General features: G+C 71.0%; 20 protein-coding genes. 12 read left to right on the top strand and 8 right to left on the bottom strand.

Annotation, left to right across the window (positions count from 1 at the left end):
- Positions 1–277: 277 nt before the first annotated feature.
- On the bottom strand, positions 278–1,093 hold the full coding sequence (locus tag ACFFQA_RS06380) for an isocitrate lyase/PEP mutase family protein (protein ID WP_377850701.1): 816 nt from the start codon (positions 1,091–1,093) through the stop codon (positions 278–280).
- 122 nt (positions 1,094–1,215) lie between these two features.
- Between ACFFQA_RS06380 and ACFFQA_RS06375 the strand changes: the two genes are divergently transcribed.
- From ACFFQA_RS06375 to ACFFQA_RS06350, 6 genes are all read left to right on the top strand, one after another.
- Positions 1,216–2,679 carry an AlkA N-terminal domain-containing protein gene (locus ACFFQA_RS06375; RefSeq protein ID WP_377850700.1) on the top strand — a complete coding sequence of 488 codons (1,464 nt, stop codon included), beginning with the start codon at positions 1,216–1,218 and terminating at the stop codon, positions 2,677–2,679.
- Between the two features lie 15 nt (positions 2,680–2,694).
- A complete protein-coding gene (locus tag ACFFQA_RS06370) occupies positions 2,695–3,183 on the top strand; it encodes a methylated-DNA--[protein]-cysteine S-methyltransferase (RefSeq protein ID WP_377850699.1) in 489 nt (162 codons plus the stop codon).
- A gap of 265 nt (positions 3,184–3,448) precedes the next feature.
- Positions 3,449–4,153: a hypothetical protein gene (locus tag ACFFQA_RS06365; protein ID WP_377850698.1), complete on the top strand. Its 705-nt coding sequence runs from the start codon at positions 3,449–3,451 to the stop codon at positions 4,151–4,153.
- A gap of 268 nt (positions 4,154–4,421) precedes the next feature.
- Positions 4,422–5,357: an ABC transporter ATP-binding protein gene (locus tag ACFFQA_RS06360; RefSeq protein WP_377850697.1), complete on the top strand. Its 936-nt coding sequence runs from the start codon at positions 4,422–4,424 to the stop codon at positions 5,355–5,357.
- A complete protein-coding gene (locus tag ACFFQA_RS06355) occupies positions 5,354–6,178 on the top strand; it encodes a DUF2705 family protein (protein WP_377850696.1) in 825 nt (274 codons plus the stop codon). Before ACFFQA_RS06360 ends, ACFFQA_RS06355 begins: the two co-directional genes overlap by 4 nt.
- A gap of 72 nt (positions 6,179–6,250) precedes the next feature.
- Positions 6,251–6,667 carry a YkvA family protein gene (locus ACFFQA_RS06350; protein WP_377850695.1) on the top strand — a complete coding sequence of 139 codons (417 nt, stop codon included), beginning with the start codon at positions 6,251–6,253 and terminating at the stop codon, positions 6,665–6,667.
- A gap of 35 nt (positions 6,668–6,702) precedes the next feature.
- On the opposite strand, the gene ACFFQA_RS06345 is transcribed toward ACFFQA_RS06350, so the two are convergent.
- Complete coding sequence (locus ACFFQA_RS06345) at positions 6,703–6,906, bottom strand: hypothetical protein (RefSeq protein WP_377850694.1); 204 nt, start codon at positions 6,904–6,906, stop codon at positions 6,703–6,705.
- A 45-nt stretch (positions 6,907–6,951) separates the two neighbouring features.
- Here ACFFQA_RS06345 and ACFFQA_RS06340 point away from each other — a divergent pair, with 45 nt between their 5' ends.
- From ACFFQA_RS06340 to ACFFQA_RS06325, 4 genes are all read left to right on the top strand, one after another.
- Positions 6,952–7,278, top strand: a complete 327-nt coding sequence (locus tag ACFFQA_RS06340; protein ID WP_377850693.1) for a hypothetical protein — start codon at positions 6,952–6,954, stop codon at positions 7,276–7,278.
- A 25-nt stretch (positions 7,279–7,303) separates the two neighbouring features.
- Positions 7,304–7,855, top strand: a complete 552-nt coding sequence (locus ACFFQA_RS06335) for an LOG family protein (RefSeq protein ID WP_377850692.1) — start codon at positions 7,304–7,306, stop codon at positions 7,853–7,855.
- Entirely contained in the window at positions 7,839–8,597 is a 759-nt protein-coding gene (locus ACFFQA_RS06330; protein WP_377850691.1) for an arylamine N-acetyltransferase family protein, read from the top strand. The genes ACFFQA_RS06335 and ACFFQA_RS06330 overlap by 17 nt, the downstream gene beginning before the upstream one ends.
- Positions 8,598–9,126: 529 nt before the next feature.
- Positions 9,127–9,993 (top strand): 3-hydroxyacyl-CoA dehydrogenase family protein, encoded by an 867-nt coding sequence (locus tag ACFFQA_RS06325; RefSeq protein WP_377850690.1) that lies wholly within the window; start codon positions 9,127–9,129, stop codon positions 9,991–9,993.
- Positions 9,994–10,532: 539 nt separating this feature from the next.
- Here ACFFQA_RS06325 and ACFFQA_RS06320 read toward each other — a convergent pair.
- From ACFFQA_RS06320 to ACFFQA_RS06305, 4 genes are all read right to left on the bottom strand, one after another.
- Positions 10,533–10,889: a hypothetical protein gene (locus ACFFQA_RS06320; RefSeq protein WP_377850689.1), complete on the bottom strand. Its 357-nt coding sequence runs from the start codon at positions 10,887–10,889 to the stop codon at positions 10,533–10,535.
- 174 nt (positions 10,890–11,063) lie between these two features.
- Positions 11,064–11,810 carry an SDR family NAD(P)-dependent oxidoreductase gene (locus ACFFQA_RS06315; protein WP_377850688.1) on the bottom strand — a complete coding sequence of 249 codons (747 nt, stop codon included), beginning with the start codon at positions 11,808–11,810 and terminating at the stop codon, positions 11,064–11,066.
- Positions 11,803–12,279 (bottom strand): GNAT family N-acetyltransferase, encoded by a 477-nt coding sequence (locus ACFFQA_RS06310; protein ID WP_377850687.1) that lies wholly within the window; start codon positions 12,277–12,279, stop codon positions 11,803–11,805. The genes ACFFQA_RS06315 and ACFFQA_RS06310 overlap by 8 nt, the downstream gene beginning before the upstream one ends.
- On the bottom strand, positions 12,276–12,803 hold the full coding sequence (locus ACFFQA_RS06305) for a GNAT family N-acetyltransferase (RefSeq protein WP_377850686.1): 528 nt from the start codon (positions 12,801–12,803) through the stop codon (positions 12,276–12,278). Before ACFFQA_RS06305 ends, ACFFQA_RS06310 begins: the two co-directional genes overlap by 4 nt.
- A gap of 53 nt (positions 12,804–12,856) precedes the next feature.
- On the opposite strand from ACFFQA_RS06305, the gene ACFFQA_RS06300 reads away from it, so the two are divergent.
- Entirely contained in the window at positions 12,857–13,447 is a 591-nt protein-coding gene (locus ACFFQA_RS06300) for a helix-turn-helix domain-containing protein (RefSeq protein ID WP_377850806.1), read from the top strand.
- Here ACFFQA_RS06300 and ACFFQA_RS06295 read toward each other — a convergent pair.
- Both ACFFQA_RS06295 and ACFFQA_RS06290 read right to left on the bottom strand, forming a co-directional pair.
- On the bottom strand, positions 13,416–14,363 hold the full coding sequence (locus tag ACFFQA_RS06295) for an MBL fold metallo-hydrolase (protein WP_377850685.1): 948 nt from the start codon (positions 14,361–14,363) through the stop codon (positions 13,416–13,418). The two genes, ACFFQA_RS06300 and ACFFQA_RS06295, sit on opposite strands and share 32 nt — an antisense overlap.
- On the bottom strand, positions 14,347–15,723 hold the full coding sequence (locus tag ACFFQA_RS06290; RefSeq protein WP_377850684.1) for a serine hydrolase domain-containing protein: 1,377 nt from the start codon (positions 15,721–15,723) through the stop codon (positions 14,347–14,349). Before ACFFQA_RS06290 ends, ACFFQA_RS06295 begins: the two co-directional genes overlap by 17 nt.
- Before the next feature lie 211 nt (positions 15,724–15,934).
- Here ACFFQA_RS06290 and ACFFQA_RS06285 point away from each other — a divergent pair, with 211 nt between their 5' ends.
- Positions 15,935–16,654 (top strand): TetR/AcrR family transcriptional regulator, encoded by a 720-nt coding sequence (locus ACFFQA_RS06285; protein ID WP_377850683.1) that lies wholly within the window; start codon positions 15,935–15,937, stop codon positions 16,652–16,654.
- The last annotated feature ends 1 nt before the right edge of the window (position 16,655 follow it).

Raw genomic sequence — 16,655 nt, 5'->3', positions numbered from 1 at the left:
GCCGCCCCCTCACCCCCGCGCCCCTCACCACGCCCCTGGCGCCCTCACCCCCGCCACCCCCGTGCCCTCTTTTCGCGTTTTGTAGGCATAATGCGAAATGAGAGCGCTCCTTTCCGCATCAAGGTGACAAAACGCGAAAACCCTGACCACGCCAGCCAGCCCATGCGCGTGGCCCATGCGTGCACGGGGGTACGGGGGCGGCGTGCACGGGGGTACGGGGGCGGCGTGCACGGGGGTACGGGGGCGGCGGGCTTCAGGACGAGTTGCGGGACTGGCGCTAGATGCTGGAGTTGAGGGTGCCGAAGTCCAGTGCGTCCTCGGTGGCCGTGTAGGTGCCGCTGGTCAGCATCTCCCGCGCGCCGCGCTGGACGACGGCGTAGGCGGCCTGGCTGAGGCCGGAGCCGAGGCTGGCGCGGGCGACGCCCAGCTCGGCCAGCTCGGCGACGGTCGGTGAGCCGGGGCCGACGAGCACGTTCAGCGGCGCGTCGATCTCCTTGGCCAGCAAGGCGATCGTGTCCGCGTCGGCCACTCCCGGCACGAAGATGCCGCTCGCCCCCGCCGCCAGGTAGGCGCGGGCCCGTTCCAGGGTCGCCGCCACGCGCTCCGCCGGGTCGCCGACCGCCCGCAGGTACACGTCGACGCGGGCGTTGATGTACAGGTCGGGGTCGGCCTCGCGGGCCGCGGCGAGGCGTTCGGCCTGGTCGGCGATGGGGCGCAGCGGGGAGGGACCGCCGTGGTGTGCGTCCTCCAGGTTGACGCCCACCGCGCCCGCCCCGGCGATGCCCCTGACGGTCTCGGCGACGTCGGCCGCGCTCGCCCCGAAGCCGCTCTCGATGTCCGCGGTGACCGGCACCGAGACGGCGGCGACGATCCGGGTGACCAGGTCGATGGCGCGGTCCCGGTCGAGCTTGTCCCCGTCGGCGGCACCGAGGCTCCACGCCACGCCCGCGCTGGTGGTGGCCACTGCCTCGGCGCCCTCCAGCTCGACGAGCCGGGCGCTCATCACGTCCCACGCGTTCGGCAGCGCGAGCACGGAATCCTTGTGGTGCAGGGAGGTGAACAGCGCGGCTCGGTCCTGACGGCTCAGTGTCATGGCCACAGTCCACCAGCACCGCGAAGCGTGAGTCCAGCCGAAAAACGACATGACCGTCGGCCCCGAAGAGTGATGTCGTTTTTTCGCCAGCGATGGCCGCGCGGCACGACGATGCTGGGGGCATGCACAACGATGTTGAGCGGTGCGTCCGCGCGGTCCAGTCGAAGGACGCGCGCTTCGACGGGTGGTTCTTCACCGCTGTGTTGACGACCAGGATCTACTGCCGCGCGAGCTGTCCGGTGGTGCCGCCGAAGCCGGAGAACATGCGCTTCTACCCGACGGCGGCGGCCGCCCAGCAGGCCGGTTTCCGCGCCTGCAAGCGTTGCCGCCCGGACGCCAGCCCCGGCTCTCCGCAGTGGAACGAACGCGCCGACGTGGTGGCTCGCGCGATGCGGCTGATCGCCGACGGCGTGGTCGACCGCGACGGGGTTCCCGGTCTGTCGGCGCGGCTGGGCTACAGCACCCGGCAGCTCGAACGCCTGCTGAGCGCGGAGCTGGGCGCGGGGCCGCTCGCGCTCGCCAGGGCTCAACGCGCCCAGTCGGCACGCATCCTGATCGAGACGAGCAGCCTGTCGATGTCCGACGTGGCGCTCGCGGCGGGCTTCTCCAGCATCCGCGCGTTCAACGACACCGTGCGCACCGTTTTCGCCTTGTCGCCGACCGAACTGCGGAAGCGGGCGAAGCGGTGCGCGCCGTCTTCGGGCACGCTTTCACTGCGGCTGCCTTTCCGCGCTCCACTGTGTCCTGACAACCTCTTCGGCCACCTCGCCGCGACGGCGGTGCCGGGCGTCGAGGAGTGGCGCGACGGCGCGTACCGGCGCACGATGCGACTGCCGCACGGGCACGGAATCGTTGCGCTGCGGCCATTTCCGGACCACATCGCGTGCCAGCTGACGCTGACCGACCTCCGTGACCTGTCGAACGCGATCAGCCGGTGCCGGTGGATGCTCGACCTCGACGCGGACCCGACGGCGGTGGACACCGAGCTGGCCAAGGACCCGGGGCTGGAGCCGCTGGTCGCGAAAGCTCCCGGCAGGCGGGTGCCGCGGACCGTGGACGGCGCGGAGTTCGCCGTGCGGGCGGTGCTCGGGCAGCAGGTCTCCACCGCCGCGGCGCGCACCCACGCGGGCCGCCTCGTCCTCGCGCACGGCGAGCCGATCCAGGACCCCGCGGGTGGCCTGACCCACCTGTTCCCCACGCCCGAGGCGTTGGCGTCGCTGGACCCGGAGTCGTTGGCGCTGCCGCGTTCCCGCCGCGCGACGCTGACGAACCTGGTCTCCGAGCTCGCCGCGAACGAGATCGACCTCGGCGTGGGCAGCGACTGGGAACGCACCCGCGCCCAGCTCGCCGCTCTCCCCGGCTTCGGTCCGTGGACGGTGGAGACGATCGCGATGCGCGCGCTGGGAGACCCGGACGCCTTCATCCCCCACGACCTCGGGGTACGCGTCGCCGCCGAGGGGCTCGGTCTGCCGTCCACGCCCGCCGCGCTGACCGCGCACGCGAGCGCGTGGCGGCCGTGGCGGGCCTACGCCGTGCAGTACCTGTGGGCGACCGGCGACCACCCCATCAACCTTCTTCCCCAGTAAGGAAAGGATCTGCTCATGACTGACCGCAGGCACACCGTGGTGGACAGCCGGATCGGGCCGCTGACGCTCGTCGCGACCGATGACGGGCTGGCGGGGGTGTACATGGCCGACCAGCGGCACCGCCCGGCGGAGTCGACCTTCGGCCCCCGTGTGGACAGCGGGTTCGACGAGGTGATCGCGCAGCTGGAAGCGTACTTCGCCGGGACGCTCACGGAGTTCGACCTGCCGCTGGCGATGACCGGAACGCCGTTCCAGCGCCGGGTGTGGGCCGAGCTGCTGGAGATCGGCTACGGCGAGACCGTGTCGTACGGGCAGCTGGCGGAGCGCATCGGGAAGCCGACAGCCTCGCGCGCGGTTGGCCTGGCCAACGGCAAGAACCCGGTGAGCATCATCGTCCCGTGCCACCGGGTGGTGGGATCGAACGGCGACCTCACCGGCTACGGCGGCGGGATCGAGCGCAAGCGCCACCTGCTCGACTTCGAGCGCGAGACCGCGGGGCACTGACGGGGGCCAGAGGGAGCGTCCCGGGAGACGCTCCCCCACCCCTCGCTGGCTCTGCGGCCGTCCCCGACAGAGCGTGAAGCTAGCAACGGCGGTGCCGCCGCCCCCACCGCCTTCAGGCAGGACTGAAACCACCAGGTCAACTCGATCTGGTCAGACAGGTTCCATCAGCGCCGCATCACTGCGGATCGCTTCGGTCCGGGCACCTATGGAGCACGTTTCCGCACAACGGGGACCCGCTGACCACCGTCGCGGTTAGCGTGACGGAGTGTCCAACCACTTGTCTCTCACCGTGACCACGCCCAAGGACTCGGCCTGGGGCGAGACGGAGCTGCGCGTGCTCGTCGACGGCGAGGACGTGGCGGGCGCGTGCTTCGACGCCGGTCCGAACCACGACCCGGACCACGTGCTCGGGCCGGGCTGCCGCCTCCTTCCCGGCTCCGAGCCGCGCCGCGTCCGGATCGCCGAGGCGGAGTGCGTCGCGGAGTGCTGCGGCGCGCTGTCGGTGCTGATCAGGCGCGAGGGCGAGCAGATCGTCTGGTACGACTGGGAGAACACCTCCGACCGCGGCGAGGTCCCCGCGGAGTTCCGGTTCGACGCGGCGCAGTACGAGGCGGAGCTGACCCGCGCGGAACGGGACCGCTCGTGGGAGTGGCCCGCGCGGGTGGTCGCCCGGCTGGTGCGGGCCGAGCTGCAGGACGACCCGAACCTGTTGGGGCGCTGGGACAGCAGCATGTGCTTCGTCTTCGCCAAGGAGCACCACATCGACGTCACCTTCTTCACGCCGCCGCCCGCGCGCGGCGACCACTACCACCTGAGCCGGATCGTGGCGGTGACCGACGAGCCGGCCGAGGCGCAGGCCGAGCGGTTCCTGACCGCGCTGCGCGCGGTGGACCCGCGCGAGGACGCGATGATCCTCGGCGGGTCGGCCGGGGCGGGCGCGCTGCGCGGCGTCAAGTACCGGGATCGGTAGCAATTCCCGTCGCACAGGACCGCGACACGCAGGCGTTATATGCGCGTTATCGGCGTCAACCCCACTTTCGGGGGTATTCGCGGTTGTAGCCGAAAGGGCCTACACACCGGGCTACACCCTTGTGAACTGCGATGACAGCCGTCAACCCCACGCCCTGACAGACGTCATGGTCGATTCGTGACGGACGAGGTATGCCCCGGGACCGGTATCCCGGCACATTTGTCTCGTGCACAAGACTTCGACCACTTCTTAAGCGATGGGGAACTCAATGATCGAGGTTCGCGGTCTCACCAAACGCTACCGGGACGTCGTCGCCGTGGATGATCTCTCGTTCACGGTGTCCCCCGGCCGCGTGACCGGCTTCCTCGGCCCCAACGGCGCCGGGAAGTCGACCACCATGCGGATGATCCTGGGGCTGGACACCCCGACCGCGGGGTCGGCCCACGTCGGCGGCAGGAACTACCGGAGCCTGGCCGCCCCGCTGCGGGAGGTCGGCGCGCTGCTGGACCCCGCCGCCCTGCAGAAGAGCCGGACCGCGCGGGCGCACCTGCGCTGGATCGCCCAGGCGGGCGGCATCGAGCAGAAGCGGGTCGGTGAGGTCCTGGAGCTGGTGGGTCTCGGCAAGGCCGGGGACAAGCGGGTCGGGGAGTTCTCCCTCGGCATGCGCCAGCGCCTGGGCATCGCGGCGGCACTGCTGGGCGACCCGGCCGTGCTGATGCTGGACGAGCCGCTCAACGGCCTGGACCCCGAGGGCATCGTGTGGGTCCGCACGCTGCTCAAGGGGCTCGCGTCGGAGGGCAGGACGATCTTCCTCTCCAGCCACCTGATGAACGAGATGGAGGCCACCGCCGACCACGTGCTGGTGATCGGCAAGGGCAAGCTCATCGCCGACGTCAGCGTGCACGACCTCGTCCGGCAGGGCGTCGCCGCCCAGGTGAGCGTCGTCTCCCCGAAGGCCGCCGACCTCCTGTCGCTGCTGGGACGCGTCGGGGCGCACGTCGTCTCCAGCGACGGCAACGAGCTGATCCTCAGCGGCGTCGAGGCCGCGCAGATCGGCGAGCTCGCCGCGCAGCACGGCATCCCGCTGCACGAGCTCACCCCGCGCCGCCCCGGTCTGGAGGAGGCGTTCATCCACCTCACCCGCGACCAGGTCGGCTACCGCGCGCAGGCCACCTCCGCAGCCAAGGAGCACCAGGGATCATGAGCAACTCCGCGACGCCCACCGTGAAGTCCCCGGTGAAGCACAAGGCCTCGGGCCTGCCCACCACCATCGCCTCCGAGTGGACCAAGATCTGGAGCCTGCGCACCACCAGGATCCTGCTGCTGGTCGCGGTCGGGCTGGCCGCGCTGGCCGCCGCGCTGTTCGTGCTGACCAGTGCCGTGACCACCGGCACCGGCATCGCCGACCGCGACGTCTTCGACGTGGTCTCCACCAGCCTGCTGGGCTCGGACGCCGCCGCGCTGACCCTGATGGTGATGGCGGCGACGACGATCGGCTCGGAGTACTCCACCGGCATGATCAGGGTGACGCTGACCGCCTCGCCCAAGCGCAGCCAGTTCCTCGCCGCCAAGACCGTGGTGATCGCCGTGGTGACCTACGTGGTCGGCCTGGTCGCTGCGTTCGTCGCCTACGGCGTCGGCCAGCTGATCCTGCTCTCGCAGGGGCTGGACATCGCCAGCCTGGCGGACCCGCGCATCCTGCGGCTGATCGCGGGCTCGGCGCTGATGGCCCCGCTGTACGGCCTGATCGCGGTGGCTTTCGGCATCGTCTTCCGCAGCACCGCTGGCGGCATCGTCTCCGCCCTGGTGGCGCTGGTGATCCCGAGCATCGTGGGCTGGCTCGGTGAGGCGGGCAACGGGATCATGGCCTACCTGCCCGGTGAGGCCCTGCACAACGTGGCCGGCCTGACCCCGGCGACCGCGCCGTACGCGATCGGCACCGGTGTGTCGGCGATCGTGCTGGTCGCCTGGGTGCTGCTGGTGCTGGTGATCGCCCAGAGCCTGCTGGCCAAGCGCGACGCGTAGCGAACGGCACCGAAGGGCCGGTTCCCCCCACGGGGACCGGCCCTTCGCCGTTCCCGCAGGTAGCGTGGTGGCGTGATCCTTCTCGGCTTGCTGCTGTTCGGGCTCGGCGCGTTCGCCTACTGGAGCATGACGAACCCGGTGCTCGGTGTGGAGCCGACCACGATCGGCACGGTCCTGTTCGTGCTCGCCGCGATCGCGATCGTCACCGGGGTCGTGGGCCTGCTGCGCGGCCGCCTCGGGCTCATCGGGCAGCTGCGCGTGCTGCCGAGGATGGTCAAGGCGATCCGCGCGGGCGCCTATCCCGCGCCGCCGTGGTCGAAGCGGCTGTTCTGGATCTTCGGTGTGCTCTACATCCTGTCGCCGATCGACCTGATCCCCGAGCTGCTGCCGGTGATCGGCCTGACCGACGACATCGGCATGGGCGCGTTCCTGCTCACCCAGCTGAGCGGGGAGGCGACGCGTTTCGTGGAGCACGAACGCCGGAAGTAGGTTCGGCCCGTGGCGTTCGGGAGGGACAAGGCTCATCAGCCGACGGTCGCGGCGGTCGACTGGCGCGACGTCGGCCGGTTCACGATCGACATCGTGGAGCGCGAGGTCGGCCCGGAGTACACGCGCACACTGGTGGGGCCCAACGCGGTCCGCGTGCGCGGGCGGGACGGCAAGGACCGCGTCCACGCTCCCTGCGCCTTCTTCCCGGCGAGGTCCGGGAGGAGAGCGAGAACACCCACCGGGTCCTGGACGGCGCGGGTCAGGTCATCGGCACGATCCGGCGCGTGCCCGCCGCGGGGAGGCTGCTGCGGCACACCTGGAGCATCGAGCAGTCGGGGCGTCCCGAGATCCTGGGGCGCAACAAGTGGGCGGCCCTCTCGCCCAAGGACTCCGGAGTGCGCGCGGTGGGCAAGCTCCTCGGTGGCCTGGTGGACTCCGTGTTCTCCCTTGGCGCCGAGGGCGGTGACCAGCCGACGGAGCGGACGTTGCTGTGGCTGGCGGGCGAGGCGAAGGTGATGCGGTCCACCGGCTACGACTTCGAGAGCACGGCGACCTGGCTGGACCGCAGGCTGGCGTTCGCGGTCGCGGTCGCGGTGCTCGGTGACCGCTGAGCCGGCACCGTGACAGGATCACCGCATGCGAGTGTGCGTCTTCTGTGGGTCACGACCGGGCCGGGGCAGCGACTACGTCGAGACCGCGAGGGCCTTCGGCCGCCTGCTCGGTGAACGCGGTGTCGATCTGGTCTACGGCGGGGCCTCGGTCGGCACGATGGGCGAGATCGCGGACGCGACCCTGGCCGCGGGCGGCGAGGTGCACGGGGTGATCCCGCACCACCTCCAGGCGCGGGAGATCGGCCACCAGGGGCTCACCGAGCTGCACGTGGTCGACACGATGCACGACCGCAAGGCGAAGATGGCCGAGCTCGCCGACGCGTTCGTCGCGCTCCCAGGCGGCATCGGCACGCTGGAGGAGCTGTTCGAGGTCTGGACCTGGTCGATGCTCGGCATCCACGCCAAGCCCGTCGCGCTGCTGGACGTCAACGGCTTCTTCCAGCCGCTGCTCGGCCTCGCCGACCACATGGTGTCCGAAGGATTCCTCCGCCAGGAGGTCCGGGACGTGCTTATTGTGGACAGCGACCCCGCCCGGCTGCTCGACCGCTTCGGAGCCCTGTGTGAGTCTCGTCCCTGAGTACCTGGCCCGCATCGGCGCGGATCCCCCTGCACGCGCGGACCTGGAGGCCTTGCACCACCTGCATTCCCGGCACCTCGCCGCGGTTCCGTTCGAGAACCTGGACATCCACCTCGGTCGACCGATCGAGCTGTCCACGGAGGCGTTGCTCGACAAGGTGGTGCGGCAGCGGCGCGGCGGCTTCTGCTACGAGCTCAACGGGGCGTTCGCGTACCTGTTGACAGAGCTGGGTTTCCGCGTGGAGATGCTGTCGGCGGGCGTCTACCACGACGGTGTGGCCGGGCCGCCGTTCGACCACATGGCGCTGCTGGTGCACCTGGACGAACCCTGGCTGGCGGATGTGGGCTTCGGCAGGCACAGCACCTTCCCGCTGCGGCTGGGCTCCCGTGTGGAGCAACAGGATCCGGACGGGACCTTCTTGTTGCGCCCCACCGAAGACGGGGACATCGACGTGCTGCGCGACGGCTCTCCGGAGTATCTGCTGGACCCGCGCCCGCGCCGGATGGCGGACTTCGTGCCGACGTGCTGGTACCAGCAGACGTCGCCGGACTCCCCGTTCCGGCGCGGACCGGCCTGTTCGAAGCCGGTGCCGGGCGGCAGGCTCACGCTCAGCGGTGACCGTCTCATCAGGACGGTGGGCGGGGAGCGAACCGAGGAGAAGCTGCACTCCGACGAGGCGATCCTCACGGCTTACCGCGAGCACTTCGGCTTCGACCTTCCGCGCGTCCCCACCGGCCCGTGACCACCCCGTCCCACGCGTCCCCCACCGAGGCCAGGCATTCCGGGACGGTGTGGCTCGCTCGGGTTTCGCCACCCGCACGCAGCCGCCCGACCCCGAAGCCCACCCCCTTTCACTTTTGCGGGTTCAATGCGAAAAGGGAGCGCTCTCTCGCACAACGAGGCCGCTCAACGCGAAACCCCGATCACTCCGAAGCCACCGGCCGCCAGGTAGCAGCCCACCGATTTCCCGTTGCGCTCCGACAAGCCGCGGTCCGTTGGGTTCGCGCGTCCGGCGAACGCGTCACCGCTGGAACCCAAGCCACCCCGGCCACGGGGAGAACACCGCGCCATCGAAACGTTATCGAGCGGCTTTGAAAACGCAATAGCCTTGCAGTAAAAGGAAACCCTGGCTTTGGTCGCATTCACGTGGTACTGAATGGACCCTCGGAGAAGAGCGCGTTCCGGGAGCACCTCGCATGGTCTGCCAGGAGCACCCGAGCGGCCGCCGATCGGCCGTGTGACCACGGGCGCGCCACAAAGGAGCCGAAGCGATGAGCGAGACCCGTCCGGTCGGAGTGGTCGGCGCGGGCACGATGGGCGCGGGGGTCGCGCAGTGCCTCGCGGCGGCGGGACACCGGGTCATCGTGGTCGACCCGGTCCGGAAAGCCTTGGTGGACGGGCTTTCCCGGCTCCGCGACGGGCTGCGCCTCGCCACGCTGCTGCGCCGCCTGCCCGCGACCCCGCCGGACGACGTGCTCGCGCGGGTGCGCTGGACCGAGGAGATCACCGACCTCGCCGACGCCCGCTTCGTGATCGAGTGCGGGCCGGAACGGTTGGCGCTCAAGGACAAGCTCTTCGGCGAGCTGGACGTGATCTGTCCGGCGGACGCGGTGCTCGCCTCCTGCACCTCGGCGGTGCCGATCGAGCGGCTGGCCGTCAACACCCGCAGACCGGACCGGGTGCTGGGCACCCACTTCATGAACCCGGTGCCGCTCAAGGACAGCGTCGAGGTGATCCGCGCGGCGGTGACCAGCGACGACACCGTGGACCGAGCGCTGGCGCTGCTGGCGAGCATGGGCAAGCAGGGCATCGTCGTGCGGGACGCGCCCGGCTTCGTGTCCAACCGGGTGCTGATGCTGACGGTGAACGAGGCGTCGATCGTGGTGCAGGAGAACACCGCCGATCCGTCCACAGTGGACAAGATCTTCCAGGACTGCTTCGGCCACGCCATGGGGCCGCTGGCCACGGCCGACCTGATCGGCCTGGACACGGTGCTGGACTCGCTGGTGGTGCTCCAGGAGTGCACCAACGACTCCCGCTTCGCCCCGAGCCGCCTGCTCGCCGACCTGGTGTGCGCCGGCGACCTCGGCCGCAAGACCGGCAAGGGCTTCCACACCTACCACAACCCGCCCACCTGACTCCCCCGCTCGCCAGGCTGCCCACTCACCCGGCTCCGCCACCCGCCCGGCTCCGCCACCCGCCCGGCTGCCCCACCCGCCCGGCTGCCCCACCCGCCCGGCTGCCCCACCCGCCAGGCTGCCCACGCCCGGCTCCCCCGCACGCCTGGCTCCCCCACTCACCCTCCTCCCCCGTACGCGGGACTTCCCCGCACGTCACGCCGCCGCGCGACACCACCTCACCAACCGCTCACCCCTCCCCCTGAGCCACCAAACGCGTCCCCCGTTTCGCGTTTTGTCACCTTGATGCGAAATGAGAGCGCTCTCTTGCGCATTAAGGTGACAAAACGCGAAAAGCCCAGCCGCGCGGCGCGGAGCGCGGCCGGAGGCGGAGCGCGGCCGGAGGCGGGGCGCCGCGGAGCGGGAGCGGGGGCGCAGCGGAGCGTGGGCGGGAGCGGAGTGTGGCCGGAGGCGGGGCGCAGCGGAGCGGGGACGGGAGCTGGCCGGGGGCCGAGCGTGGCGAAGGGCGGGGCGGCGCCTTGAGGGCGCCGGGGTGGGGTTTAGTCGTGGTCGAGCCAGCGGCACAGGGCGGCACCGGCGAACAGCGAGGCGATGATGATCGCGCCGATCGCGGGACCCGCCAGCAGCGACACCGTGCCGAAGGCGATCAGGGGCACGGTCATGACCATCGCGCGCCGGGTCGTGGGCGACCACCGCCGGGGCAGGCCGCCGAGCACCCTCGTTACGAGGCAGCGGTCGGGCTTGACCTGGGGCTCGGCGGCCGGGCGGGGCTGCGGGATCGCGCTGACCACCCGCGGGCCGCGACCTGTCGGGCCGAGGTGGACGCGGCGGCGGCGCGGCGCGACGACGGTCGGCCTCGGCCGCGCCACCTCCCGCGACACCCGCTCCACGCTCATCCGGCTCCCGTCCCTCGCCCTCGACGACAGGCCAATTCTTGCAAGTGGATCTTGCGGGCGCGGCGAACATTGACCTCGACGCGGCGAACTGTCGTTGCCGAGCGACCAACGGCAGGCGGTCATCACCCGGACAGCGCAATCGTGATCATGTCTGGAGAACCTGGTCGCCGACGGTCAGGTGAGGTGCCTGCCACCCTCGACGAGCAGCCGCGTTCCCGTGGTGAACCCCGACGCGGGCGAGGCGAAGTAGGCGACCGCCTCGGCGATGTCCTCGGGCACTCCGAGCTGCCCGGACGGCACCCTGGCCCGGTACCGGTCGAAGTCGGCTGCCTCGACGTCGGCGTGCCGCTCGACCGGGATCCAGCCCGGCGCCACCGTGTTGACGGTGATCCCGTGCGGCGCCAGCTCCACCGCCCACGCCCTGGCCAGCGCCTCCTGGCCCGCCTTGGCCACCGCGTACGAGGCGACCTCCGGTGCGGCCATGCCGGAGATCTCCGAGCCGATGTGCACGATGCGGCCGTGCTTCGCGCGCAGCATGCCGGGCAGGCACGCCCGCGTGAGCCATTGCGGGCTGTGCACGAAGAACTCCTGGTGCATCCGGATCTCCGCGAGCGAGAGCTCGCGGACGGGCGTCTTCGGCTGCGGGCCGGTCGCGTTGATCACCAGGGCGGCGACATCGCCCCACCGCGCCCGGATGGCGGCGACCAGCTCGTGCACGGCGCGCTCGTCGGTCACGTCGGCCGCGAAGGGCTCGGCGGTGCCTCCGGCGGCGGTGATCTCCTCCGCCACGCGCCGGGCGGCCTCGCCGTCGCTGCGGTAGTTCACCGCGACGGCGAACCCGTCCTTGGCGAGGCGGGCGGCGATGGCGGCGCCGAGACCGCGCGAGGCCCCGGTGACCAGGGCGACAGGGAGGTCAGTCATGCGCCAAGTGTTTCTCGAACCAGTGCTCGGCGTACATGCTGTCGTTGTAGGCCGGGACCTCCGCGTAGCCCAGCTTCGCGTACAGGCCGCGCGCCTCGACCAGGTCCGACCGCGTGTCCAGCCGGATCGCGGTGACCCCGAGCAGCCGCGCGTGCCGCTCGACCTCGGCGATCAGCATCGCGCCCACACCGTTGCCTCGGACTTCCGGCTCGACGAACATCCGGGTCAGCTCGCCGACCTCCGGGGTGAGCAGCCGCATGCCGACACATCCGGACGGCACGCCGTCGGCGTAGGCGACCACGAACAGCGGCAGGTCGTCGCTCGGTTCGACCTTCATGTGCCCGTGCACCTCGTCGTGGGTGGCCGGGCGGCCGTGGTAGCGACCGATGATGTCGAAGAAGTACCGCTCGATCAGCAGCGCCGCGTCCGGGTGCGCGACGGGGAGGGCGGTGACGGTCCAGCTCTTCACGCCCCGATCGTCGCCGCGCTGTCCACCGGTTTTGCCAGGGTGCGCTGCAACAGCACGGTGTCCAGCACCCGGCCGTGCTTGCGCCCCACCCGCGCCAGCCGACCGGTCTGGACAAAGCCGCACCGCTCGTGCAGCCGGATCGACGCGGGGTCGCCGCTGTCCACGACCACCGCGAGCACCTCGCCGATGCCGCACCGCGCGCAGTCGGCGAGCAGCCGGGTGAGCAGCGCGGTGCCCGCTCCCCTGCCGACCGCCTCCGGGGCGAGGTAGATCGACTCCTCCGCGGTGCCCCGGTAGGCGGGCCGGTCGCGCCAGGGCTTGGCGAGCGCGTAGCCGATGACCTCGCCGTCGTCCTCGGCGACCAGGAACGGCAGCCCGGTCGCGGCGATCTTCCAGTAGGCGCGGTGCCAGTCCTCCACGGTGGGCGGCCGCTCGTCGAAGGTGGCGACGCCGCCGGTGACGTAGTGGCCGTAGATCCGCGCGACGGCGGCGAGATCACTCGGCCATGCCTGCCGGATCTCCACGACACCCTCCCGGTTTTCGCTATAGAGAAACTGTATCTACTATAGCGCACGTGCTGGACCTGGGAGTTCTCGGCGAACACGTGCAGGCCCTCCGCGCCGAACGCGGCCTCACCTTGCAGGAGCTCGCCGACCGCAGCTCGGTGAGCGTGAGCATGCTGTCCTCGGTGGAACGCGCGGCGAAGGCGCCGACCATCACGGTGCTCTCCCGCATCGCCGACGGCCTCGGCGTCCCCCTGACCAGGCTCGTCGCCGAGCCCGCGCAGGACAGGGTGATCATCCGGCGCGCCGCCGAGCAGGAGGTCTCCGACCACCCCGGTGGCTGGCGGCGCACCATCCTGTCGCCGGTGGTGCCCGGCGTGAACGTCGAGCTGCTGCGCACCGAGCTGCCGCCGAGGTGCGACGCGGGCAGCTTCCCCGCGTACGCCCCCGGCTCCCACGAGTACGTCGTCGTCCAGCAGGGCACGCTCGCGCTGACCGTCGAGGACCAGCGGCTGACGCTCACGGCGGGCGACTCGGCGTACTTCGCGGCCGACGTCGTGCACGGTTTCGCCAACCCCGGCGAGCAGCCGTGCGTGTACTACCTGACGGCGCTGATCATGCGGCCCCGCGCCGCTAAGCCCGCTTCGCCGCCCACTCGGCCATGAACGCGAAGATCGTCGTCACGTCCACCTCCGGGTGCGCGGGATCGAGCTCGCGGTAGAGGGCGTGCATCGTGATGACGATCCGCTCGGGGTTCGCGAGCCCCGCGTACGGCCCGAGGTCGATGTCGAACGCCGCCTCCGACCAGGTCTTGCCCTGCGCGAGTGCCGTCTTCGCCTGGTCGTGCACGTACTCGAAGTAGCCGCGCACCGCCCGGATCCCGTCCTGGTCGGTGATCGGCCCGTGTCCGGGGACCACGACGTCGGCGTCCATCGCCAGCATCCGGTCGCAGGCGGCGAGCCAGTTGCTCGACGGACCCGCCCACATGATCGGGGTGCCGTCGATGAACAACAGGTCCCCGGCGAAGACCACCCCGGCATCGGGCACGTGCACCACGGTGTCGGCATCGGTGTGGGCCGGACCGAGGTCGAGCAGGTGGACCGTCCGGCCGCCGACGTCGAGGGTGTGACTGCCGTCGAAGAGCACGTCCGGCTCACGCAGGGTGATCTCGTCGAAGGCGAACGGACCGAAGGACTTGCGGAAGTACGGGGTGAGCACCGGCCCGAGGTCGGTTTTGAGCAGCGCTGCCATCGCCTGCGGCGAGATCTCGTGCATGCCGGGGACCGTCTCCCGCGCGGCGTGGATCCGCACGTCCGCCCCGAGCAGCTCGTTGCCGAAGCAGTGGTCGCCGTTGGCGTGCGTGTTGACCGCCGTGGTGATCGGCCGCCCGCCGAGCGCGGACTCGGCAGCGGTCAGCAGCTCCCGGGTCAACCGAAGGTCGTAGAGCGTGTCCACGAGCAGTGCTTCGCCTTGTCCCGCAACGAGTCCGGCGTTGCTCCACCCCCAGCTGCCGTCCGGGCTCAGCCAGGCCCAGACATCGTCGGCGATCCGGTGCAATCCACGCTCATACGCAACCCTCACGTCCCGTGACCTTACCCATCCTCGGGGTGGCGCGGAGTCCGACGTAGACGCAGGAGGTGCCGGTGCTCAGTGTGAAGAACACCACCGGCATCCAGTCGTCGCTGAACGCCCCTGTGCCCGGGGCGGCGAAGACGTTCTCCGACACCGGCTTCAGGTCGACTTCGAGCGGCGGCGAGAAGTGCGCCATCCCGTCGATGAACTCGTACACCAGGTGCGGCGCGCCCGCCTTCTGGGAGACGGTGATGCGCACGCCCTCGCGCTGGTACACACCGACATGCTCCGAGAAGTCCACTGTGGATGGTCCAGGCGCAGGAGCGAACGGCGCGGGCATCCGCACTCCGGCCAGCTCGCCGAGAAGCTCGCGGAACAGGTCGGTGCAGAGCTGCCGCGCGCCACCTCCGTTGGTCAGCAGGGCCACCGCCACCCCGGCTCCGGGAACCACGCGCAGGTAGGAGTACTGGCCGGTCGCGGCCCCGTCATGGCCGTAGCCCGGAACGCCGTCCCAGTCGTAGAGCGTCCAGCCAAGACCCCAGCCGTCCGAGCTGACGGTCCACTTGTCCGGCACGTCAACCGCATGACGCTGCATCTCCGTGACGGCCGACTCGGAGAGCAGTCCCGCGCCGCCGTCGAGGTGCATCCGCGCGAGGCGGACGACGTCGCCCGCGCCCGCGCAGAGCACTCCCCCGTACGGGCCTCCGGAGCGCGGGATCAGGGTCCACGCGGGCATCGGCTCCCCCGCGTCGGTGTGCCCCATCGCCGCGCGGAACCGCAGCACGTCCTCGGGCAGCGTGACCGAGTTGGTGAGGCCCAGCGGGGTGAGCAGCCGGTCCTTCAGCGCGTCATCCCAGGTCTGGCCGGTCAGCACCTCGACGATCCTGCCGAGCACGTTGTACCCGGTGCTGCTGTAGGAGATCGCCGTACCTGGCGGGAAGTCCTGGCCGACCTCCGCACAGGCGTCGACGTAGCGGGCGAGGCAGTCGTCGCCGCGGCCGGTGTCGAGGGTGAAGTCGCCGCTGATGCCGCTGGTGTGGGTGAGCAGCTGGCGCACGGTGATCGTCTTGGTGGCCTCGGCGTCGGCGACGCGGAACTCCGGCAGCACGGAGACGACGGGCCCGTCCAGGTCCAGCTCGCCGGAGTCGACCAGCTGCATGACGAGCGTGGCCGTGTGCACCTTGGCGACCGAGCCGAGCTGGAACACCGAGTCGGTCGTCGCCTCGACGCCGGTCCCCCGGTGCAGGACACCGCTGGCCAGCTCGTGGATCTCGCCACCGGAGAGCACGGCCAAGGAAGCACCTGGCACGTGATGAGCGGCGCGCAGCTCGTCGAGGCGGGCCTGCCAGTGCACGAGGTCGAAAGTCATCGGGTTCTCCTTGCTGGACAACGGTTCTAGTCGTCGATCGCCTGGCGGCGGTCCAGAGGTCCTTGATCAGGCGCGGCGTGCCCGGGGTCGGCCTCCGCCTTCTCGTTGCGAACGCCGTTCTCAGACTGCGAACACTGTACGCAGACGTTCGGCGCGTACGCAATGAGCGCACGGTGTGCACTACTCTGACGTGGGCGAACGAGGAGGTCAGATGGCAGACGAGCAGCCGATCCCGTCGGCGTGGACGCGCCCGCGCCGCAAGAAGGAGCAGGCGCTGAGCCAGGAGCAGATCGTGGCGGAGGCGGTCCGGCTGCTGGACGCCGAGGGCGTCGAGGCGCTGACCATGCGGCGGCTCGGCACGCAGATGGGCACGGCGGCGACCTCGCTCTACCGGCACGTGACCAACCGGGACGAGCTGATCGAGCTCGTGGTCGACGAGGTCTACGGCGAGATCGAGGTGCCGGCCCCCGCGTCTGCCCAGGACTGGCGGGCGGGCGTCACGGCCTGCGCGCACAGCGTGCGGTCAATGATCCTGCGGCACCCGTGGATCGCGTCGGTGCTCGGCCAGGTCGGCCTGTCGTACCTGGGGCCGAACGTGATGCGGCTCAACGACCGCATGCTCGGTCTGTTCGCGTCGGGGGGCTTCGGCATGGTCGAAGCCGACCAGGCGATCAGCGCCGTCATGGCCTACGTGATCGGTATCGGGATCAGCGAGGCCGCGCTGCTGACCGTGATCGCCCGCAGCGGGCAGGACGAGCAGGACTGGGAGAAGCGCCTGCGCCCGACCGTCGAACAGGCGACGCGGCCTTATCCCCATCTCCGCGAACACTTCACGGCACATGGGGACAAGGACCTGCGCCAGGTCCGCGAGGACCACTTCGCCTACGGGCTCGGCCTGTTCCTGGACGGACTGGAAACCCGCCGCTCGTAAC

It is taken from the genome of Allokutzneria oryzae (assembly GCF_042429765.1).
GTDB lineage: Bacteria > Actinomycetota > Actinomycetes > Mycobacteriales > Pseudonocardiaceae > Allokutzneria > Allokutzneria oryzae.
The sequence above is the reverse complement of the archived record's forward strand: the minus strand, read 5'-3'. Positions and strand labels throughout refer to the sequence as shown.

What these genes read in the sequence shown, in the direction of transcription:
- ACFFQA_RS06380 (WP_377850701.1), bottom strand. Translation starts at nt 1,093, where the DNA reads ATGACACTGAGCCGTCAGGACCGAGCCGCGCTGTTCACCTCCCTGCAC.
- ACFFQA_RS06375 (WP_377850700.1), top strand. Translation starts at nt 1,216, where the DNA reads ATGCACAACGATGTTGAGCGGTGCGTCCGCGCGGTCCAGTCGAAGGAC.
- ACFFQA_RS06370 (WP_377850699.1), top strand. Translation starts at nt 2,695, where the DNA reads ATGACTGACCGCAGGCACACCGTGGTGGACAGCCGGATCGGGCCGCTG.
- ACFFQA_RS06360 (WP_377850697.1), top strand. Translation starts at nt 4,422, where the DNA reads ATGATCGAGGTTCGCGGTCTCACCAAACGCTACCGGGACGTCGTCGCC.
- ACFFQA_RS06355 (WP_377850696.1), top strand. Translation starts at nt 5,354, where the DNA reads ATGAGCAACTCCGCGACGCCCACCGTGAAGTCCCCGGTGAAGCACAAG.
- ACFFQA_RS06335 (WP_377850692.1), top strand. Translation starts at nt 7,304, where the DNA reads ATGCGAGTGTGCGTCTTCTGTGGGTCACGACCGGGCCGGGGCAGCGAC.
- ACFFQA_RS06325 (WP_377850690.1), top strand. Translation starts at nt 9,127, where the DNA reads ATGAGCGAGACCCGTCCGGTCGGAGTGGTCGGCGCGGGCACGATGGGC.
- ACFFQA_RS06320 (WP_377850689.1), bottom strand. Translation starts at nt 10,889, where the DNA reads ATGAGCGTGGAGCGGGTGTCGCGGGAGGTGGCGCGGCCGAGGCCGACC.
- ACFFQA_RS06315 (WP_377850688.1), bottom strand. Translation starts at nt 11,810, where the DNA reads ATGACTGACCTCCCTGTCGCCCTGGTCACCGGGGCCTCGCGCGGTCTC.
- ACFFQA_RS06290 (WP_377850684.1), bottom strand. Translation starts at nt 15,723, where the DNA reads ATGACTTTCGACCTCGTGCACTGGCAGGCCCGCCTCGACGAGCTGCGC.
- ACFFQA_RS06285 (WP_377850683.1), top strand. Translation starts at nt 15,935, where the DNA reads ATGGCAGACGAGCAGCCGATCCCGTCGGCGTGGACGCGCCCGCGCCGC.